This is a genomic window from Petroclostridium xylanilyticum, assembly GCF_002252565.1.
Taxonomy (GTDB): Bacteria; Bacillota; Clostridia; order SK-Y3; family SK-Y3; genus Petroclostridium; species Petroclostridium xylanilyticum.
Window position 1 is genome coordinate 1 of the sequence record NZ_NPML01000002.1, and the last position, 17,556, is coordinate 17,556.

Annotated in this window: 22 protein-coding genes; 21 read left to right on the forward strand and 1 reads right to left on the reverse strand. The window is 34.8% G+C overall.

Annotated features, from left to right (window positions below):
* The 4 genes from CIB29_RS00075 to CIB29_RS19100 form a co-directional block, all read left to right on the forward strand.
* Nucleotides 1-558: glycyl-radical enzyme activating protein (locus tag CIB29_RS00075; protein ID WP_117434589.1), on the forward strand; the 558-nt coding region annotated here is incomplete at its 5' end.
* Between the two features lie 76 nt (nucleotides 559-634).
* The gene (locus CIB29_RS00080) at nucleotides 635-1,822 is read left to right on the forward strand and encodes an FG-GAP repeat domain-containing protein (RefSeq protein WP_094545528.1); all 1,188 of its coding nucleotides are present in this window, start codon (nucleotides 635-637) and stop codon (nucleotides 1,820-1,822) included.
* Between the two features lie 104 nt (nucleotides 1,823-1,926).
* Nucleotides 1,927-2,673 carry a sugar phosphate isomerase/epimerase family protein gene (locus tag CIB29_RS00085; RefSeq protein ID WP_094545530.1) on the forward strand — a complete coding sequence of 249 codons (747 nt, stop codon included), beginning with the start codon at nucleotides 1,927-1,929 and terminating at the stop codon, nucleotides 2,671-2,673.
* Nucleotides 2,674-2,788: 115 nt separating this feature from the next.
* A complete protein-coding gene (locus CIB29_RS19100) occupies nucleotides 2,789-3,109 on the forward strand; it encodes a transposase (RefSeq protein WP_094545532.1) in 321 nt (106 codons plus the stop codon).
* Nucleotides 3,110-3,159: 50 nt separating this feature from the next.
* Here CIB29_RS19100 and CIB29_RS18445 read toward each other — a convergent pair whose 3' ends face one another.
* Complete coding sequence (locus CIB29_RS18445) at nucleotides 3,160-3,441, reverse strand: hypothetical protein (RefSeq protein WP_157910154.1); 282 nt, start codon at nucleotides 3,439-3,441, stop codon at nucleotides 3,160-3,162.
* 48 nt (nucleotides 3,442-3,489) lie between these two features.
* Here CIB29_RS18445 and CIB29_RS00095 point away from each other — a divergent pair, with 48 nt between their 5' ends.
* From CIB29_RS00095 to CIB29_RS00180, 17 genes are all read left to right on the forward strand, one after another.
* On the forward strand, nucleotides 3,490-3,750 hold the full coding sequence (locus tag CIB29_RS00095) for a DDE-type integrase/transposase/recombinase (protein ID WP_157910155.1): 261 nt from the start codon (nucleotides 3,490-3,492) through the stop codon (nucleotides 3,748-3,750).
* A 21-nt stretch (nucleotides 3,751-3,771) separates the two neighbouring features.
* Nucleotides 3,772-4,026, forward strand: a complete 255-nt coding sequence (locus CIB29_RS00100; protein ID WP_094545536.1) for an integrase core domain-containing protein — start codon at nucleotides 3,772-3,774, stop codon at nucleotides 4,024-4,026.
* Nucleotides 4,027-4,368: 342 nt separating this feature from the next.
* Nucleotides 4,369-4,683, forward strand: coding sequence for a hypothetical protein (locus tag CIB29_RS19105; RefSeq protein ID WP_094545540.1), 315 nt, complete (start codon nucleotides 4,369-4,371; stop codon nucleotides 4,681-4,683).
* Nucleotides 4,644-5,126: a hypothetical protein gene (locus tag CIB29_RS18330; RefSeq protein ID WP_341444345.1), complete on the forward strand. Its 483-nt coding sequence runs from the start codon at nucleotides 4,644-4,646 to the stop codon at nucleotides 5,124-5,126. Before CIB29_RS19105 ends, CIB29_RS18330 begins: the two co-directional genes overlap by 40 nt.
* A gap of 243 nt (nucleotides 5,127-5,369) precedes the next feature.
* Nucleotides 5,370-6,284 (forward strand): CBM35 domain-containing protein, encoded by a 915-nt coding sequence (locus CIB29_RS00120; protein WP_157910156.1) that lies wholly within the window; start codon nucleotides 5,370-5,372, stop codon nucleotides 6,282-6,284.
* Nucleotides 6,285-6,423: 139 nt separating this feature from the next.
* Nucleotides 6,424-7,437, forward strand: coding sequence for a zinc-dependent alcohol dehydrogenase (locus CIB29_RS00125; protein WP_094545546.1), 1,014 nt, complete (start codon nucleotides 6,424-6,426; stop codon nucleotides 7,435-7,437).
* Nucleotides 7,438-8,051: 614 nt separating this feature from the next.
* Nucleotides 8,052-8,468, forward strand: coding sequence for a hypothetical protein (locus CIB29_RS00130; RefSeq protein ID WP_094545548.1), 417 nt, complete (start codon nucleotides 8,052-8,054; stop codon nucleotides 8,466-8,468).
* A gap of 983 nt (nucleotides 8,469-9,451) precedes the next feature.
* A complete protein-coding gene (locus CIB29_RS00135; protein WP_094545551.1) occupies nucleotides 9,452-10,006 on the forward strand; it encodes a plasmid pRiA4b ORF-3 family protein in 555 nt (184 codons plus the stop codon).
* Nucleotides 10,007-10,072: 66 nt separating this feature from the next.
* Complete coding sequence (locus CIB29_RS00140) at nucleotides 10,073-10,642, forward strand: flavodoxin domain-containing protein (RefSeq protein WP_094545553.1); 570 nt, start codon at nucleotides 10,073-10,075, stop codon at nucleotides 10,640-10,642.
* Between the two features lie 143 nt (nucleotides 10,643-10,785).
* Nucleotides 10,786-11,604 (forward strand): hypothetical protein, encoded by an 819-nt coding sequence (locus tag CIB29_RS00145; protein WP_198543673.1) that lies wholly within the window; start codon nucleotides 10,786-10,788, stop codon nucleotides 11,602-11,604.
* 261 nt (nucleotides 11,605-11,865) lie between these two features.
* Nucleotides 11,866-12,357 carry a Csac_0668 family 2Fe-2S cluster-binding (seleno)protein gene (locus CIB29_RS00150; protein ID WP_094545559.1) on the forward strand — a complete coding sequence of 164 codons (492 nt, stop codon included), beginning with the start codon at nucleotides 11,866-11,868 and terminating at the stop codon, nucleotides 12,355-12,357.
* 68 nt (nucleotides 12,358-12,425) lie between these two features.
* Entirely contained in the window at nucleotides 12,426-12,962 is a 537-nt protein-coding gene (locus CIB29_RS00155) for a hypothetical protein (protein ID WP_094545562.1), read from the forward strand.
* A gap of 447 nt (nucleotides 12,963-13,409) precedes the next feature.
* Nucleotides 13,410-13,988 (forward strand): TetR/AcrR family transcriptional regulator, encoded by a 579-nt coding sequence (locus tag CIB29_RS00160; protein WP_198543674.1) that lies wholly within the window; start codon nucleotides 13,410-13,412, stop codon nucleotides 13,986-13,988.
* Between the two features lie 26 nt (nucleotides 13,989-14,014).
* A complete protein-coding gene (locus CIB29_RS00165; RefSeq protein ID WP_094545567.1) occupies nucleotides 14,015-14,377 on the forward strand; it encodes a phasin family protein in 363 nt (120 codons plus the stop codon).
* A gap of 156 nt (nucleotides 14,378-14,533) precedes the next feature.
* Complete coding sequence (ubiB, locus tag CIB29_RS00170) at nucleotides 14,534-16,228, forward strand: 2-polyprenylphenol 6-hydroxylase (RefSeq protein ID WP_341444346.1); 1,695 nt, start codon at nucleotides 14,534-14,536, stop codon at nucleotides 16,226-16,228.
* A gap of 37 nt (nucleotides 16,229-16,265) precedes the next feature.
* Entirely contained in the window at nucleotides 16,266-16,997 is a 732-nt protein-coding gene (locus CIB29_RS00175) for a putative ABC transporter permease (RefSeq protein ID WP_094545569.1), read from the forward strand.
* Nucleotides 16,945-17,439 carry an HD domain-containing protein gene (locus CIB29_RS00180; protein WP_094545998.1) on the forward strand — a complete coding sequence of 165 codons (495 nt, stop codon included), beginning with the start codon at nucleotides 16,945-16,947 and terminating at the stop codon, nucleotides 17,437-17,439. Before CIB29_RS00175 ends, CIB29_RS00180 begins: the two co-directional genes overlap by 53 nt.
* Nucleotides 17,440-17,556 lie beyond the last annotated feature (117 nt).

Genomic DNA, 17,556 nt, shown 5'->3' on the forward strand with positions numbered 1-17,556 from the left:
GAGGTAGAAAAAGATAAAAAGTTTTATGAGGAGTCGGGTGGAGGAGTTACTTTATCAGGAGGTGAGTGTACCCTTCAATTTGAGTTTGTAGAAAAACTTTTAAAAGCACTAAAAGAACAAAATATAAATACATGCATAGAAACGAATGCCATAGTCGCACAGGATAGACTTAAAAAGCTAGTTCCTTTAGTAGATACATTCTTAGTTGATTATAAACTTACTGACTGTGATTTGCATAGAGAGTATATAGGCTGTGATAATACTTTAGTGTTAGCCAACATAACCTTACTTCATTCCTTAGGGGCGAATATGATTTTGAGGTGTCCTATAATACCAGGAGTTAATGATACAGAATATCATTTTCAAGAAATTGCTAAAATATGTAAAACTTATCCGTGTATCAAAAATGCAGAGCTCATGCCCTATCATGATATTGGCAAGCATAAGTGGGAACAGATAGGAAAAAGCTATAGCTTTACTGAATTAGAGACTGTCAGTGAAGATAAAGTACAGCAGTGGAAAGAAATCATAAAAAAATATGGTGGACGGGTTGGTTAAAAAGAACGTATTTAAATATATCGGATGATAGTGATAAAGACGAAATGAGCTTTATGGTAGGAAGGGGAATGTTCAAATGAGCAAAGTGAATTTTAAGAAAAAAATTATTGCTGAAATTGTTAATGTGACTCTTACAAGCGAAATGGATATGAATACATTTTCGGCGGTAGGTGATATCAACAATGATGGACTGGTTGATGTTGTTATAGGTGGAAGAAATGGTAAAATGGTCTGGCTTGAAAATAGAGGCGAAAATGAAGAATGGGATATTCACTTGATTGATAAAGATTTAGTGGGGATTGAATGTGGAGGAACTGTTTATGATATTACAGGAAACGGGTACCCTGATGTTGTTGTGGGCTCCGATGTAAGAAGGGATGAAATATTTTGGTGGGAAAATCCAGCAAACGAAAAGGGAAAATGGAAAAAGCGATTGATTGCCAAAACCGGAAACAATCAGTTTCATGATATTGTATTTGCAGATGTCACAAATGATGGTGCCATGTCAATCGTGTTTACAAATCAACAAAATGGAGGTACACACCTTTATAGAATACCTATTCCTGAAGATCCCACAATGAGTCCATGGCCAGGTATAGAGAAAATAGCTTCTAAAATCGCAGAATCGATAGAACCTTGGCAATGGAACAAAGAAGGTCTTCAGCCGGAGGAGGGCTTGGCTATTGGTGATATAGATGGAGACGGAAAGAATGAAATCGTGTGTGGAACTCACTGGTTTAAATATGGGGGTGGAAAGTGGTACAGACATAAGTATGCTAAAGACTATATTTCCACAAAGGTATTTATTGCTGATGTTGATGGAGATGGAAAAAATGAAATTATTCTTTCAGAGGGAGATGCGTGTATATACAATAAGCCTCAAGGGGGAAAATTGGCTTGGTTCAAACCGAGTAATGAAATTACAGGTATGTGGCAAGAACATCTGATCGATGAAAACTTGTTAGATCCGCACTCTTTAAAAGCAGGAGACATTTGTGGAAATAGTAAGGTAGATATTTTTGTAGGTGAAATTGGTGTAGCTGATGAAAACAGAGATTATAAAGGAAGGAAACCTTGTATATTCATATATGAAAATGACGGGAAAGGTAATTTCATTAAGCATATAGTTGATGAAGGAACAGGTATACATGATGGATTTCTTGTAGATTTGAACAACAATGGAAAACTTGACATTGTAGGTAAACCTCTCCATGGGAAGGAAAGATGGAAGGTCGTTGCATGGTACAATAAAGGTGCCAAATAAAGAAAGGTAAGACTACTCTATTGAAATGAAAGTCGGATGCTTGAATTTATAACGGAAAACAATTTTATCATACTAATAGTAAAAATTGAATTGGAGGGTATATAATGCCTAGAGTAGGATTGCAACTATATACAATTAAAGAGGAAATACAAAAAGATTATCTTGGGACTCTTGAAAAAGTAGCACAAGTGGGATATGAAGGAGTTGAGTTTGCAGGTTTTTATAAGACTCCTGTAGAAAGGATAAAGCAAAAAATCAATGAATTAAATCTTTTGCCGGCAGGCGTGCATGTTATTATAGATGAGCTGGAAAATAATTTTGAGCATCATCTAAAGTATTGCAATTTACTTGAAATACAAACAATTATATGTCCCTTTATCCCTGATAAGTATATTTCAAGCAAAGAAGTGACACTGCAAACTGCAAAGAGGTTTAATAGACTGGGGAAGGAGTGCAAGGTAAACGGATTCAATTTTTTGTTCCATATTCATGGGAATGAGTTTTATTTATTTGATGGAAAATACGCAATAGATCTATTAATTGAAAATACAGATCCTGAATATGTTAATTTTGAATTTGATACGTTTTGGGTTGAATATGCCAATATTGATTCTTTAGAGCTCTACAAGAAGTATGCATCTAGAATTCCTTATATTCATTTTAAAGATATGAAAGATAAGGAAAGTAAAAAAGGTACAGAAGTTGGAACAGGAATCGTTGATATCCCAGAAATTATAAAAGTATCTAAAGAGTATACGCTTAAATGGTTTGTAGTTGAGCAGGAAGCATTTGATATATCACCTTTGGAAAGCATTAAAATTAGCTATAAAAATTTAGTAACTGTACAATAAATTCATGACGAAAAAAGAGGTGGTTACGCTTTATAAAGGGCTCTTAAGCCCCTTAATTGGATTGAAATTTACTAAGCGTATTTGATACAATGAACATAAGCAAGGGGGCATTCCAATGCAAAGGAAAAAATACACCGCAGAATTCAAAGCACAAGTGATAAAAGAAGCTCTTGAGACTGGTAACAATTCTGTTGTTGCCAGGCGGTATGAGTTAAATTCTAATATGGTATCCCGATGGGTTCGTGAGGCCAAGAATAACAGTCCAATAGGATTGGGCGGATCCATAGAGCAGCTTCACGGAAGTCTAGAAGCCAAACAAGCAGCTGTAGAGAATGAACAATTCAAAAAACTACTGGGTGAAAAGGAGCTTGAGAATCAGATCCTTCGTGACCTGTTAAAAAAAACGAACCCACACGCTCTGAAAAGATTGAAATAGCCTGTAAGTACATCAAAAAGGGTCATCCTGTAAATCTGGTATTATCCATTTTAGACATTCCCAGCTCTACGTATTACTATCACATCAACAACAAGAATAAAGAGCCTAATTACAATGGTGGACGGCCTATCCCTGGGTACTCCTATAAAAAAGACGGTAACAGGATTAGTGATGACAGGATTAAAAAATGGCTTGTGCAGTTCATTGAGAATGAAGGGGCTGCTTATGGATATTGGAAACTCACCATAGCCCTTTGAAAGAAGCTTCACCTGGTCATTAACAAGAAGAAGGTTTACCGTCTGCGTATGGAACTCAATATTCTCCGTCCTCAATGAAAGATAAAGCCTAAGCGTCCTAAGAAGATTGCCAGGAACCGCACAGTGACAGGCCCTAATCAACTATGGGAAGTAGATGTTAAATACGGGTACATCACTGGGGAGGATAGATTCTTCTTTCTACTCTCCTACATCGATGTATTTGATAAAAATATCATTGACTACTATATGGGGCTCAACTGCAGTGCCCAGGATGCTGTTGTAACATTGAAAAGAGCCCTAATGCGAAGAGACCTGTATACCAGGGAGAATAAGCCGGTTATTCGCTCTGATAATGGGCCTTTATTTATCAGTTATCTCTTTTAAGATACATGTGATGAACTAAGCATTGAGCATGAAAGAATCCCCATTAAATCACCAAACTACAATGCTCACATTGAATCTTATCATTCCATCCTGGAGGATGAATGTCTGTCCTGGTATGAATTCAGGAACTATTGTGAGGCTTATGAGGCAGTGGCCCATTTTGTAGAGTTCTACAACAATCGAAGAATCCATGGAAGCATTTATGGTCTTTCTCCTACAGAATATTATGAAGGAGTCATTTCCAATACCGTGAAAGCGCTGGAAATCAAGGCTTGACCATTACTACTCATCTAAGGTTTGGCGGAGCGGACCATTTACTTGGAGAGGTGGATATGGTAGCCTTAGGAGCTGGCAAGCCCTTAATTATTGGGCTGGCCCCAGGGCGAGGAACCATAGCCACAGTAGCTCCATGTCAATGGCAAACCGACTTATATTGTAATACTGTGAATAAGCTAGAATTTAAGAGTTTATGTCCAAGATAAAGGGGTCAAGCCGGGGGGAAGGTACAATAGACCTATATAGTACATAGTAGTGCAATTACCTTATTGATATAAATTCTCAAAACTATTGTATAGTGAAGGGTTTTATACAGTAGTCATTAAGGAGGCTAAGGTTATAGTGAGAAATTTTAAAAAGACTTTTTGTATAGTGATGAGTATTGTTTTGCTAGGGCTAATTTGTTTTCAAATACAGCCTATGCAGTCCGCCAAAGCAGCTTTTGGTGACAGAATTACAGTGTCAGGTACGGAATTTATGCAGGCGGAGAACGCATATGGATTAATGCAGCGAACACACCTTGGCTTGCATGGAATGATTTTGGTGGCAATTTTGACTATAATCAGTGGGACCAAGAGTTTCAGAGACTTGCAGAGAACGGAATCAATGCAACAAGAGTGTGGATTAATTGCAACGGTGATGGTGGAATTACTATAGAAAGTAGCGGTAATGTTACAGGAGCCACACAGGCCCATTGGGAAGATCTTGATGATTTATTTCAGATCGCGGCCAATAGAGGGGTATATATACTGGCTACATTGATATCGTTTGACAACACTATAACAGATAACCCTAACTACCAAGCATGGAGAAACATGTATACCTCCAGTTCAAATATCGATTCCATGGTAAATAACTATGTAATACCTTTTGTGAATAGGTATAAAAACAATCCGTACCTATTTGCTATCGAGCCTTGCAATGAAATAGAATGGGTACACGAACAGGAAGATCGTGGTGCTTTACCGAAGAAAGACCTTCAAGAATATGTTGCTAAGGTTGCAAAAGCAGTACATGAGAATTCTGACATACTTGTTACTCAAGGCGCTGCATGTATCAAGTGGAACAGTGAAACCTGTACCGATGCTCAGGGGAATTGATGGGGCGACAGTGCATTACAAGCAATTGTTAATGATCCAGATGTTTACGTTGATTTTTACGCACCTTATTACTATGATTGGCAGGAACCTTATTTTGGGATTCCTTCCTATATGAGTCCAGCAGACTATGGGTTGGAAACAAGTAAACCTGCAATTATAGGAGAATGCCCTGCAGTTGGCTCAATAGGGCATACAATAACGGACGATTATAGCTCGGCGTTAAGTAATGGGTGGCAGGACGTAATGGCTTGGACCTCAAACGGTGTTGACAGTAATGGTGATCTTGATGATTTAGGACCTGCAACAAGGTATATAAGAGACAATCATTATGACCTTGTATATCCTTCAGGAAGTTCATCAACGCCAACCCCTACCCCAACTCCAACTCCTTCAGATGATGTAACCGTGGTTAATGATACGGATTTTTCATATACAGGAACATGGGAAACTGCATCAGACCCGGACTTCTATAATGGAGATGAGCATTATACTTATACTTCAGGTGCATACTACGAGTACACATTTAACAGTACAAAGGTAGATGTTTATGGCACGAATGATGCACACCACGGGATAGCAGAAATCTCTATTGACGGTGGAACACCGGTTGATGTAGACTTTTACAATTCAAGCCGGCAAGAACAAACACTTGTGTGGAGTAGTGATACACTATCAGAAGGAACGCATACGATCAGGGCATCTTATACAGGAAGGAAGAATTCAAGCTCAACAGGGTATGTTATAACGGCAGATAAGCTTGAAATATATTCTTCTTCAGGTAGTTCAACAACTTATACCTATGAGGCAGAAGAGGGAGCACTTACAGGTTCGTATACAATCTATGATAAAGCAGATGCTTCCGGGGGGAAGACAGTAGCCTTGTGGGATGATAGTTCATCTTCAATAACCTTCACTGTAGACGGAGGCACTGGTGGAAGCAAAAATATGGACATAAGGTACTTATATACTTATGATTCTACTGTAAGGAAGTTTTATGTAAATAGTAATTTTGTAAAAGAAGTTTCATTCACGCAAGCAAGTGATTTTACAACGGTGACAGAGACAGTAAACTTAAATTCAGATTCAAACACTATTAAGCTTCAGGCGAATGCTGGACCTGCAAGTCTTGATATTGACTGTATAACTTTAACTGAATAATGCTATTCGATGCTATTAATAAGTTTAGGAAAGGCTTTCAATGAAGCCTTTCCTAAGGTTATGTTCAAAGGTATTTAATTCAGTATCATACTGATCATGAATTAAGCTATAAATATTTTATAGATGGAGGGACGATTTAATGCAATCGAATTATATTGAATTCACTAAAAAAGGGGTTGTTCAGTTTAAAAGTGAAAACATTGACTGTAATAATCTTGCACCTATGGAAGTTATACTCGAAACAGAAACATCTATTATTAGTGCGGGTACGGAATTGGCACGTCTATATGCATTGGAAAAGGAAGTAACATTTCCATTTAGACCTGGCTATGGCTGTATAGGGAGAATTGTAAAAAAAGGTAGCGGTATCAAAAATTTTAATGTAGGTGACAGGGTATTTTATGCTGGAAAGCATGCATCTGTTCAGCGCTTTTTGCATGGGGAAGAACATCAGTGGTGTTATCTTTTCCCAGTACCTGAGGAGATAGATGCGGTTCATGCAGCAGTGGCTTGTATGGCACAAATTGCAATAACAGCACCAAATATCACCAAAATTCGGTTGGGAGATTCGGTTGTCGTTTTTGGTTTGGGAACAGTGGGAATTCTTGCAGCACTTATGTATAAGATGAAAGGAGCGAATGTAATAGGAGTAGACCCTGTGAAAGAAAGATGTATTGCGGCAGAAAAAGCCGGAGTGGACACAGTTGTAGATGTAGAATCCAAAAAACAGGTTGATATTATCATGCAAATGACCAAGGGGAAAGGTGCAGATGTTGCAGTAGATGCTGTTGGGCATACTGGAGTTATTAAAAACTGTATTCAGTCTACCGCTGTATGTGGACAAGTCATCCTTTTAGGTTCACCCCGTGTGCCCTTTGAAACAGATGCAAATGATATATTTTGGGATATACATATAAAAAATATTACAGTACGTGGAGCCCATATGTGGCAGTTTCCGGTTAGAGTAGATAGAGGAAATGCATTCAGCGTTGAGTGGAATTATGATACCATATTTAAACTGATACGGAATCATAAACTTCCTGTAGACAAAATTATAAGTCATGTCATAAAACCTGAAAAGGCACCAGACGCCTATGCAGGACTTTACCATAATCCTTTAGAATATTTATGTGTGGTCATTGATTGGAGATAGACTAAATTATGATTTGAGTATGTCAGGTGTGCAAATATTTTTAAAAGAAATTAAAGTAAATTTTGGTAATACATATCTTTTTGTCATATGGACTTGTAAATACACATAGGGAGTTTTGTGAGATAGATGATCAATCTAAGCAAGAAATGAGTCCTAATTGAGGGAATTTCAAATCTTGAACTCCAGTAGAATCAATGGTTTGAGATATGGGATTTAGGTGTTTTGCCCCTGGATTATTGAAGTGTTTGTAATAAAATTACTTTTAATACCAAAAGTAAAACTCCTTTGCATGTCGAATATATAGTGTAAACAAACACCAACAAGAAAGGAGTTTTCACTATACCTTTGCCCTTTCAACTTACCTCTAAAAAGAGCCGACTTTATTTTAAAAAATTGTTACGAGAATTAAGGAAAAAGTATTAATAAATGGGATAAAATTATGGAATTTTAGAGCGGATTTTATTATCAGGAAGGGATTAGGAGAATAGGGTTAAGGAGAGAAGGGATAGGGGGTTGAGGAGGGAAGGAGGATGACATGAGTTTTTATTTATATACAATTTACTATATATAGAAATTTGTAGAGTAAGAAGTTCAGAGGGTAGAGAGGTGGAACTATGAAACAAAATAAATACAATTTTGTGATTATTGAGGTCGTTGTTTTAGCGGTGATTGCCTTGTTAGCATTTACAGTTTTAAATACAGAATATTTGTTCAAGTGGGCAACACATAACTGGAAGTTCTATTTAATTTTATGTGCAGTTGCTCTATTGCTTCTTTTCTTAAATAAACAACTTGTTTCAGCATTTATGACCATAGGAATTGCCACTGGCATTTTTGTCGGTAACTATCTTGGGGCGTTGATAAAGAAATATAATGAAAGTAAGATTGTTGAAGGTATGAAGGCGGAAAAAGTATATAAACTTCAGCATCATCCTGGATTTGAGATTTGGATTGGCGTTATTCTTTTGTCTATTGTAATTGGAATTGTTACGCAAATTGTTTTTACAAAAAAGGCACAAATCAGTAATTAAGTGAGAAATAAATAAATCAATATTATATAACTAAAATAAACTCCACTCCATGATAATAAACTTCGCTCCATAAAAATAAAGTTCGTTCCAAAATCCCGTAGTAAATGCAGGATAACTCCTGATTTGCTGCGGGGTTTGCTTTTTGGTAGGCGGTGAGGGATAAGGTGTAAGGGTTAAGGAGATTAGAATTTTGATTAGAATGTTATATTGATTACAACCTTCAAACTATTGATTTTAAAGGGATTGAGAGAAGTATTGATTATTATATTGATTTAAATATTGATACAGCGATTGAGAAATGGATTGAAAAATGTGCATGCCTTAAAATTTAACCCATGAAACTTATCCCTATTTCCCTTTCAAAACATCCCTATTCGGAACCAACTTTATTTTAAAAATCATTACAAGAATTAAGGAAAATATGATAATAAATGGGATAAAAATATGAGAAAATAGAGCGGACTTTATTATATGGAAGAGATTAGGGAAATAGGGTTAAGGCGAGAAGGCATAAGGGTTTGAGGGTGTGGGGGGTGGAGTGGAGATTATTTTAAATATACATAGTTAGGGGTAAGGATTTTTAGGGATAAGGAATAAGGGTGAGTATATAAAATAATAAAGTTGACTCTGTGATAATAAAGTTGATTCTGTGACAATAAAGTCGGTTCTGTAATAATAAAGTTGGTTCTAGAATAATGAAGTTATGCTATTGAAAGGTTATAAAGTGGTATGAAAATAGAATTAAAGATTAAGAATTACAAATGCAGAATGCTTGTTTGATAAGTAGCAAAATTTTATCAAAATAAAATTGAAGTTATAACGGTTAATTTATTATGGTTCAAAGCATGGATATTAAAAAATAGAAGCCGATATTTATAGTAAGGTATTTGGATAAATAAATATTAATGTATAATGATAATAGGATATTATTTTTACTATTGCAAAATATAGAGAAATGATAAGATAGAAGGAGTCGTGAGGGTATGAAAATTCTTCAGTTGAAAATAACATTAAAAGACGTAAAGCCTCCTGTCTGGAGGAGGGTATTGGTTAGAGACGATATCACGTTTTATAAACTCCACAGGATAATCCAGTATGCGATGGGATGGTTTGAATCCCACCTTTATGAGTTTAGGCTGGGAGAAATGATTATTGGGGAAAAAGATGATGACTGGGACTTTTACGACAGATATGAAGTTAAAAGTGCAAAAAGGGTAAAGTTAAGCAGCATGAACTTTGCACCAAAGGATAAATTCAGATATGTTTACGATTTTGGTGATGACTGGAGACATGACATTGTTGTTGAGAAGGTGCTTGACCCGGAAGAAGGCATTAAATATCCAATATGTATCGGTGGTAAAAGAAACTGCCCGCCTGAAGATGTAGGGGGACCGTGGGGATATGAAGATTTCCTTGAAGCAATCCAAGACCCGCAGCATCCAGAGCATGAATCCATGCTTGAATGGGTGGGGGGTTCTTTTGACCCTGAAGAATTTAGCATAGATGAAGTCAATGATATGTTGAAGATGATAAAGTAAAAGCATATATATTTTATCGGACTTTGTATGGAGGAGATAAGGTGAAAAAAGAGGGGGAAAAATAATATGTCAGATAACATTAATAAAGTAGTTGTTATTTATAAATCAAAATATGGCAGCGCACAACGCTATGCACAGTGGATTGCAGATGAAGTCAAGGCGGATTTATTTGAAAGGTCTAAAATTACACTAAATGACATACTCAAATATGATACAATTGTTTATGGCGGTTCACTGTATGCTGCTGGTATTTTGGGTATCTCACTCATAAAAAAGAACTTCGACAGAATGAAAGATAAAAAAGTGATAGTATTCTCTGTAGGTGCGTCTCCCGCACATCCTGAAGCAATAAATGATATTATAAACAATAATTTTACTGAAGAAATGAAGGAGAAAGTCCATTTCTTCCACTTGCGGGGTGGCTTCAATTATAAGAAGTTAAATCCAATTGACAGAGTTTTAATGTATTTTCTAAAGAAAAAAATTGAGCATAAGAAACCTGATGAACTTACTGACGATGAAAAAGGAATGCTTGCATGCTATAAACATCCTGCTGACTGGACAAATAAAAAATCAATAAATCCGATTATTGAATCAATAAAAAGTAGAAGTCCAGGGCTAAGAAGAGAATCTTAGGCATTCATTTATTTTACAAATATTGCATTGTATATTATTAAAGTGTGATACAATAGTTATTAAGCAAATTTATAGGGGGTATTTGGAATATGAAATTTAGAAAGTCTATAAGTTTACTGGTATTATGTATTGCTGCTCTGTCATTGATTGCAACAACATGTGGAATTTTTTCAAAACAAGGTCCTGGAGAATATAATTTTACATCAATACACGGTCAAACAATAACTATTTACGGTAAAGGAATATATGGCAACAATTCTGTATTAGCAGCCCTGCAGGCCATACCGCAGGATATTGTGACATTGGGTTTAGGCATCCCGATTCTTATAATCTCGCTCTTTCTGGCAAGAAAAGGTTTAATAAAAGGAAGGCTGCTTCTGGGTGGAACATTAGGATATTTTTTAATTACATATATGATATATACATTTATTGCAATGTATAACAGGCTGTTTTTGGTATATGTAGTGCTTATGTCAGCAAGTTTTTTTGCATTTGTTTTGACTTTGCTGGCATTTGATATTGAAAAAATGAGTTCTTATTTCAGTAGTAAATTGCCAGTTAGGTTTGCAGGAGGCTACCTAATGTTCTCTACGGCAATGATAGGATACTTGTGGCTTGCGAGAGTCATACCAACACTCATTGACGGTTCTGTACCTTTGGAAGTTGAGCATGGCACTACACTCACAGTTCAAGCATTTGACCTGGCATTCTTTCTGCCCGGGATTTTTTTATCAGGGTTGCTTTTGATAAAGAAAAAACCGTTTGGTTACATGTTAGCACCAATTGCGACGGTCACTAATGTTTTGATAATGGCTGCGCTTTTATCAAAGGGAATTTCAATGAACCTGGCTGGAATAGAAGGAACTCTTCCAATGATTACTATGACGTCTTTATTTGACTTGTTAGCAATTGTATCTTTGCTTTTGATATTTAAAAATGTAAATGAACCTGTGTACACATAAAAAGAAGGCTTTTCTGTATAACCCAAAAAAACTCGTGTCACGAATAAAAAAGTTGTGTTAAAAATAAAAAAGTTGTGTTAAATAGATAATAAAGTTGTGTTGAACAGTTCAATTCATAATAGTGAAAAAATTAAAAAATAGAAAAGTCCTTTTATAAAGGGTAAAGAAGAAAAGAAAATAAAGTTCTGAGATTTTATATTTCTTGATACAAGAATGAGGGTATATAATTAAAATGATAAAATAAAGGAAGGTAAGGATGAAATGACAAATGAAAAAATAAATAATTGTTGTTGCTCTGGTGGAAAAGATACATTTCATAAAATAGAAAATGACGATACATGTCCTGTGTGTAGAACATCAGGAATTAAAGTAAAAAATATTACAGTAAAGCATTTGGTAGTTGATGCCCTTGCAGAATTGGTCGGAGATATGGATTATTATATATGCGTAAATGAAGAATGTGATATTGTTTATTATAATCCAGAATCAGGTGTTAAGTTTGATAAACAGCAAGTGAAAGTGCCTATATGGTTTAAAAAAGATGCCAATCCTAAATACGCCTGTTACTGCAGCAAGGTTACAGAGGAACAGGTTATAAATGCCGTAATAAAACATGGTGCAAAAACCGTTAAAGATATTATAGAAATTACAGGGGCGATGAAAAACAGCCAATGTAAAAAGAATAATCCATTAGGAAAGTGCTGTCACAAAATAATTCAGGTTGCTATAAATAAGGGGTTATCCATGAAATAAGTGCAGTTATATTTAATACTGAATTTTTATAGATTGCGGCTTGTGAACTTTAGGGAGGAAAAAGGCATATGGGAATTGATATGCGTGAAGAAGGACGAAAAATAGGTCAGTTAACAGGAGAAATGTCTTGTACACTGCAAATTGTAAAGAAATTAAAAGAAATGGGTTTTAGTATAAAACAAGTATTACAGACTATTGAGTTGCCCGAGAGTACTGTTTTGAGGGTTTTTGATGGCAAAGAAGATATTAGAAAAATAGCAGAGGATACTGTAAATCAGCAAATAGCAGAAAATGGCGGTAAAATCCCACAAGAGCGGGACTTTATAAAATGGGTAGAAAATGCACTTGAGTATTTTGTACCAGAAGAAGATAAGGAAGAACTAATACCTTTTAAAGAACCACAGAGGCTCACTTGTGAGCAGTGGGCTCAGCATACTCCCTATGAAAACAAATTGGAACTTTTTGATGGACAGGCACTAGCAGATTTAAGAGAACGGGAAAATATGATAATTGCCCTTGTATACAACATCGGACTGGAACACTTTATTAAAATACTCCCGCAGGAATCTAAAGCAATATTGAAGGAACTTTTAAATGAGCAATAAAAAAGTTTTTCAATGAAATATAAAGTTATAGTTAAAATGTATATCAGTTTAGGTTTATTGAGGGAATTTCACCTGTGGTACGGCTAACCTCCAAAGCCTTATCCCAAGATGTTTAAGAAATAAAAAAGAGGCTCGTAGTGGGTGTAATAGACCCAAAGGAGGAAACAGACAGGGCTGTAAGGAACGGAGCGATATGTACAGTGGCGATAATATGATGTGAGTTGATTACCCCTACGGGGTATCATTACTTGGGAATTGGAGGCGTGGGCTGTATATGGTGGTTTTTACCAATGCATATTATTATTTAACAGCAATAAGAGTCACAAAGAGATAGTATAAATTGATTTTAAGTAGGATATTTTTATTAGTATCTTTATTAAATCTTATAAGTATGATAATATTTTTGTTGTAGGTCGGATGTCCGAATTAAAGGAGGAGAGAAAGAGCGTGGCAGATGAAACTGATAAACTAAACCAATCAGAAAAAATATTATTGGCTGCTTCTAAATGCATATCTTCTAGAGGCTACGCCAATGTTTCATTGAGAGACATTGCTGATGAAGCAGGTGTTGTCCTTAGCCAGTTAAACTATTACTATAAGAATAAGGAAGGGTTATTTACAGAAGTAGTAAAAATGATGATTGGAAAATATTTATTAGAGATTGAGGAGTGCTTAACGGTAGAGGCATTCCCTAAGGAAAGAGCATTATCTTTGATAAAATATTTTCGAGATTTACTAAAGTACAATCCAGAACTTTTTAAATTACTATATGATTTTACAGGATTAGCACTTTGGACACCTGCTTTTAGTGGTTTACTAAGCAATTTATTCAAGGAACTATCGAATATGATAGAAAAGTACATTTTGAATAATCTTCAAATAAAGCATCTAAAAGGATATTCACCAAAATCTTTATCAAGACTTATTTTAGGTGCAATGTTTGGGACGGCTATACAGGTTCTACTTGATGACGAAGAAGAAGATTTGCCGGAAGCATTAAACGCCATGCAGATATTATTTGAATAAATTTGTAAAAAGAAAGGGAGATTGGTATGCCAGGTATAATTGAAAAATCTATTAATATGGGACTTGGTTTATTTTCATACTCAAGAGAAAAAATTGAAGCAGTAGTAGATGAATTAGTAAACAAGGGAGAAGTAGCGAGAAAAGATGCAAAAGATTTAGTTAATGACTTAGTAAAAAAGGGAGAAGAGCAGAGAGAAGACTTTAAGAAAATGATAAAGGATGTAATTATTGAATCATTGGATTACATGAATATTGCTAGAAAAGAAGATTTACTTTCAGAAAAAGATATAAAGAAGATTATCAGGCAAGAACTCATAGAGATACTAAATGAACAAGAGATTGCAACAAAAGATGATATTAGTAATCTCAAGAAAGAATTAAAAAAGTAAAAAAATCATAAAGTGAACAATGTTTTTACCTGAGACAATTAATTCGGTCATCCGACCTTCTTTGGTTTAAAACTTAACTTATAGTCAAGACTAAAAAATAACATATAAAAAATTAAGTGGTATATGCAAAAAACTGTAAATAGGTTGTGATATAAATTGATTGCTATTAATCGATATAAGCATATTAAAAGATATCAAGAAATTATTCTAGTGTTTATCAAACATGGTTTTGGTACTTTCATAGACCAGATGGGCATCCTGTCTTATTTAAATATAAGGAAAAGAATAGTAAAACACACGGCTGAAAATAAATTTACGAAACTTACTGTAGGTCAGCGGTTAAGGCTATCATTAGAAGAATTAGGACCTACCTTTATAAAGTTGGGGCAAATCATTAGTACAAGACCCGACCTTCTACCACAGGATATCATTGAAGAACTGGAAAAATTGCAGGATACAGTACCGCCTTTTCCATTTGAAGAAGTTAGAAATGTGATAGAAAGCGAATTGGATGACTCACTAGAAAATATCTATGCGAAATTTGATGAAAAGCCTTTAGCGGCAGCATCTATTGCACAAGTTCATCTTGCAGAATTACTATCAGGGAAACGAGTAGTTGTCAAAGTTCAAAGACCTAAAATAGAGAGGAACATTGACCTTGATTTAAAAATATTGAAGGACCTCGCATATTTTATTGACAATCATACGAAGTATGGGAAACTATATGATTTTAGTAAGATGGTGCAGGAATTTGAAATTACTATTAAAAATGAACTGGATTTTAGAATTGAAGGAGAAAATGCAGAAACATTTAAGAAAAATTTTATGAAAGATAAAGATGTGATTGTTCCTAATATCAGTTGGATTCATACAACACGTCGTGTATTAACAATGGAATATATTGATGGTATACGGTTAAATGATTTTGAAGCACTGGAGAAAGCAGGGCTTAACCGTAAAGTAATTGCTCATAACCTTGCTACTTCTATATTTAATCAGATATTAAGAGATGGTTTTTTTCATGGAGACCCCCATCCCGGTAATATTATGGTTTTAGAAGGGAATGTAATTGCGTTTTTGGATTTGGGTATGGTGGGGAAGTTAAGTGAGGAACGGAAAACCCAATTTCTTAAAATGCTAATGGGGATTACATTTAAAAACAGCAAATTGATTATTCAAGGAATAGTAGGATTAGATGCAATGTCAAGTTGGGTAAATATAAAAAAACTTGAGAAGGATATTGATATATTAAGGGATAAATATTTGTCAATTCCTCTAAGCGAGATAAAAATTGGTGAGGTACTCAATGAGATTTTTCACCTTGCCTTTTCCTATAATATTATGATTCCGAGCGAGTTCACAATGCTTGCAAAATCACTTATTACCTTAGAAGGTTTAGTAGAAAAATTAGACCCACAACTTAATATTTTAGAAGTTGCAGAGCCAATTACAGGAAAGTTAATGTTTAGAATATTCTCGCCCGAAAAAATAGGAAAAGAATTTATTGGCGGAATTATGGACTATGGTAATTTAGCAAGGAAATTCCCATCCTCGATGCTGAACTTTTTAGAAAAAATAGAAGATGAAGATTTTACAATGCAGTTTAAGATTAAGGATATTGAGAGAATTGTGAAACAAATAGAAAAAATTTTTAACCGTCTTTCATTTAGTATGGTGTTACTGGCAGTCAGTATCGTCATTGCAGGCATTATTATAGGTTCTGGAATGAGTGCCCATACAGGAGTAGAGGTATATTTTCTAAATATAACAATTTTAAAAATTGGTCTGGTAATTGCCGGCGCAATAGTATTGTTTCTTATTATTTCAGTATTACGGTCCGGTCATTTATGAGTAATGTTGAGTGTAGTATTGTAAGGGGGAAGAAACAGTGGGGGAATACTTTTTTGATATTGTAATATATTTTGCCCTATACTCTTTTATAGGATGGATGCTGGAAACAATTTATGCTAGTATTTCTAAAAAGAAATTTATTAATAGAGGATTTTTGCATGGTCCTTTCTGTCCCATATATGGATTTGGGGCAATATTGATTATTCAGTTGCTAATTTTTTTGAATAATAGCCTTAGCATTATATCAGAGTCAGCACCAGTTAAAATATTGTTGGCTATGTTATTAACAACAATACTTGAATATATCACCGGATATGTTTTAGAGAAAATATTTAACTGCAAATGGTGGGATTACAGTAATAACTTTTTAAATTTGCATGGGAGAGTATGTATAAAGTATTCTATATTCTGGGGAATACTTTCTTATATTCTAATCACTTTTGTTCATCCTATAACTGTTAAGTATGTTGCTTTTTTGAACATGTCAATGAAATTTATTATGACGGCTATTATAATTATTTATTTTATTTTTGATACAATAAAATCAGTTGCAGAAATAATAGACCTAAAGCAAGTTGTACTGATGAATTATAAAAACCCTATGGAAAATTTTCGTGAACGAGTAGTAAAATACAAAAGGATTTTTCAGGCATTTCCTAAATTGCGATTTTTAAATGTTGGCAAACTTAATCAGGAGATTAGAGAATATGTACAAAATGAGTTTAAAAGAATTAAGGTTAAAGTTAAAGGCAGACAACGAGATTTATAGGGAATATAAGAGTTACATTGAAGATTTGCTGAGAAATGAAAATGTAAAAATGATGAATCGGTATAGGCATCATTACTTTACGACATGTCTTGACCATTGTTTAAATGTATCATTTTACAGTTATATGATTTGTAGATATGTAGGCTTAGATTATGTTTCCGCTGCAAGGGGTGGGTTACTGCACGATTTATTCTTATATGATTGGAGAACTACAAAACTAAGTGGAGGGAAGCATGCATTCAGGCATCCAGATATAGCACTTGAAAATGCTGTTAAAGTATTTGATTTAAATGAAATAGAGAAGGACATCATAAGTAAGCATATGTGGCCTCTTACAATAAAGCCTCCAAAATATAATGAATCATTTATAGTTTGTTTTGTAGATAAATATTGTGCGTCTGTAGAAATTGGACAGGGAATAATAGCAAACATTAAATATTGAATCATAGGCGTTAACCTAAGCCATAATTTGCTAAATACTAATGACACAAGAATGCTCCCGTAATATTTCAGCTGTTGTTTTACGCGTTCTTGAGTCATGTAAGCTTTGTTCAGCTGT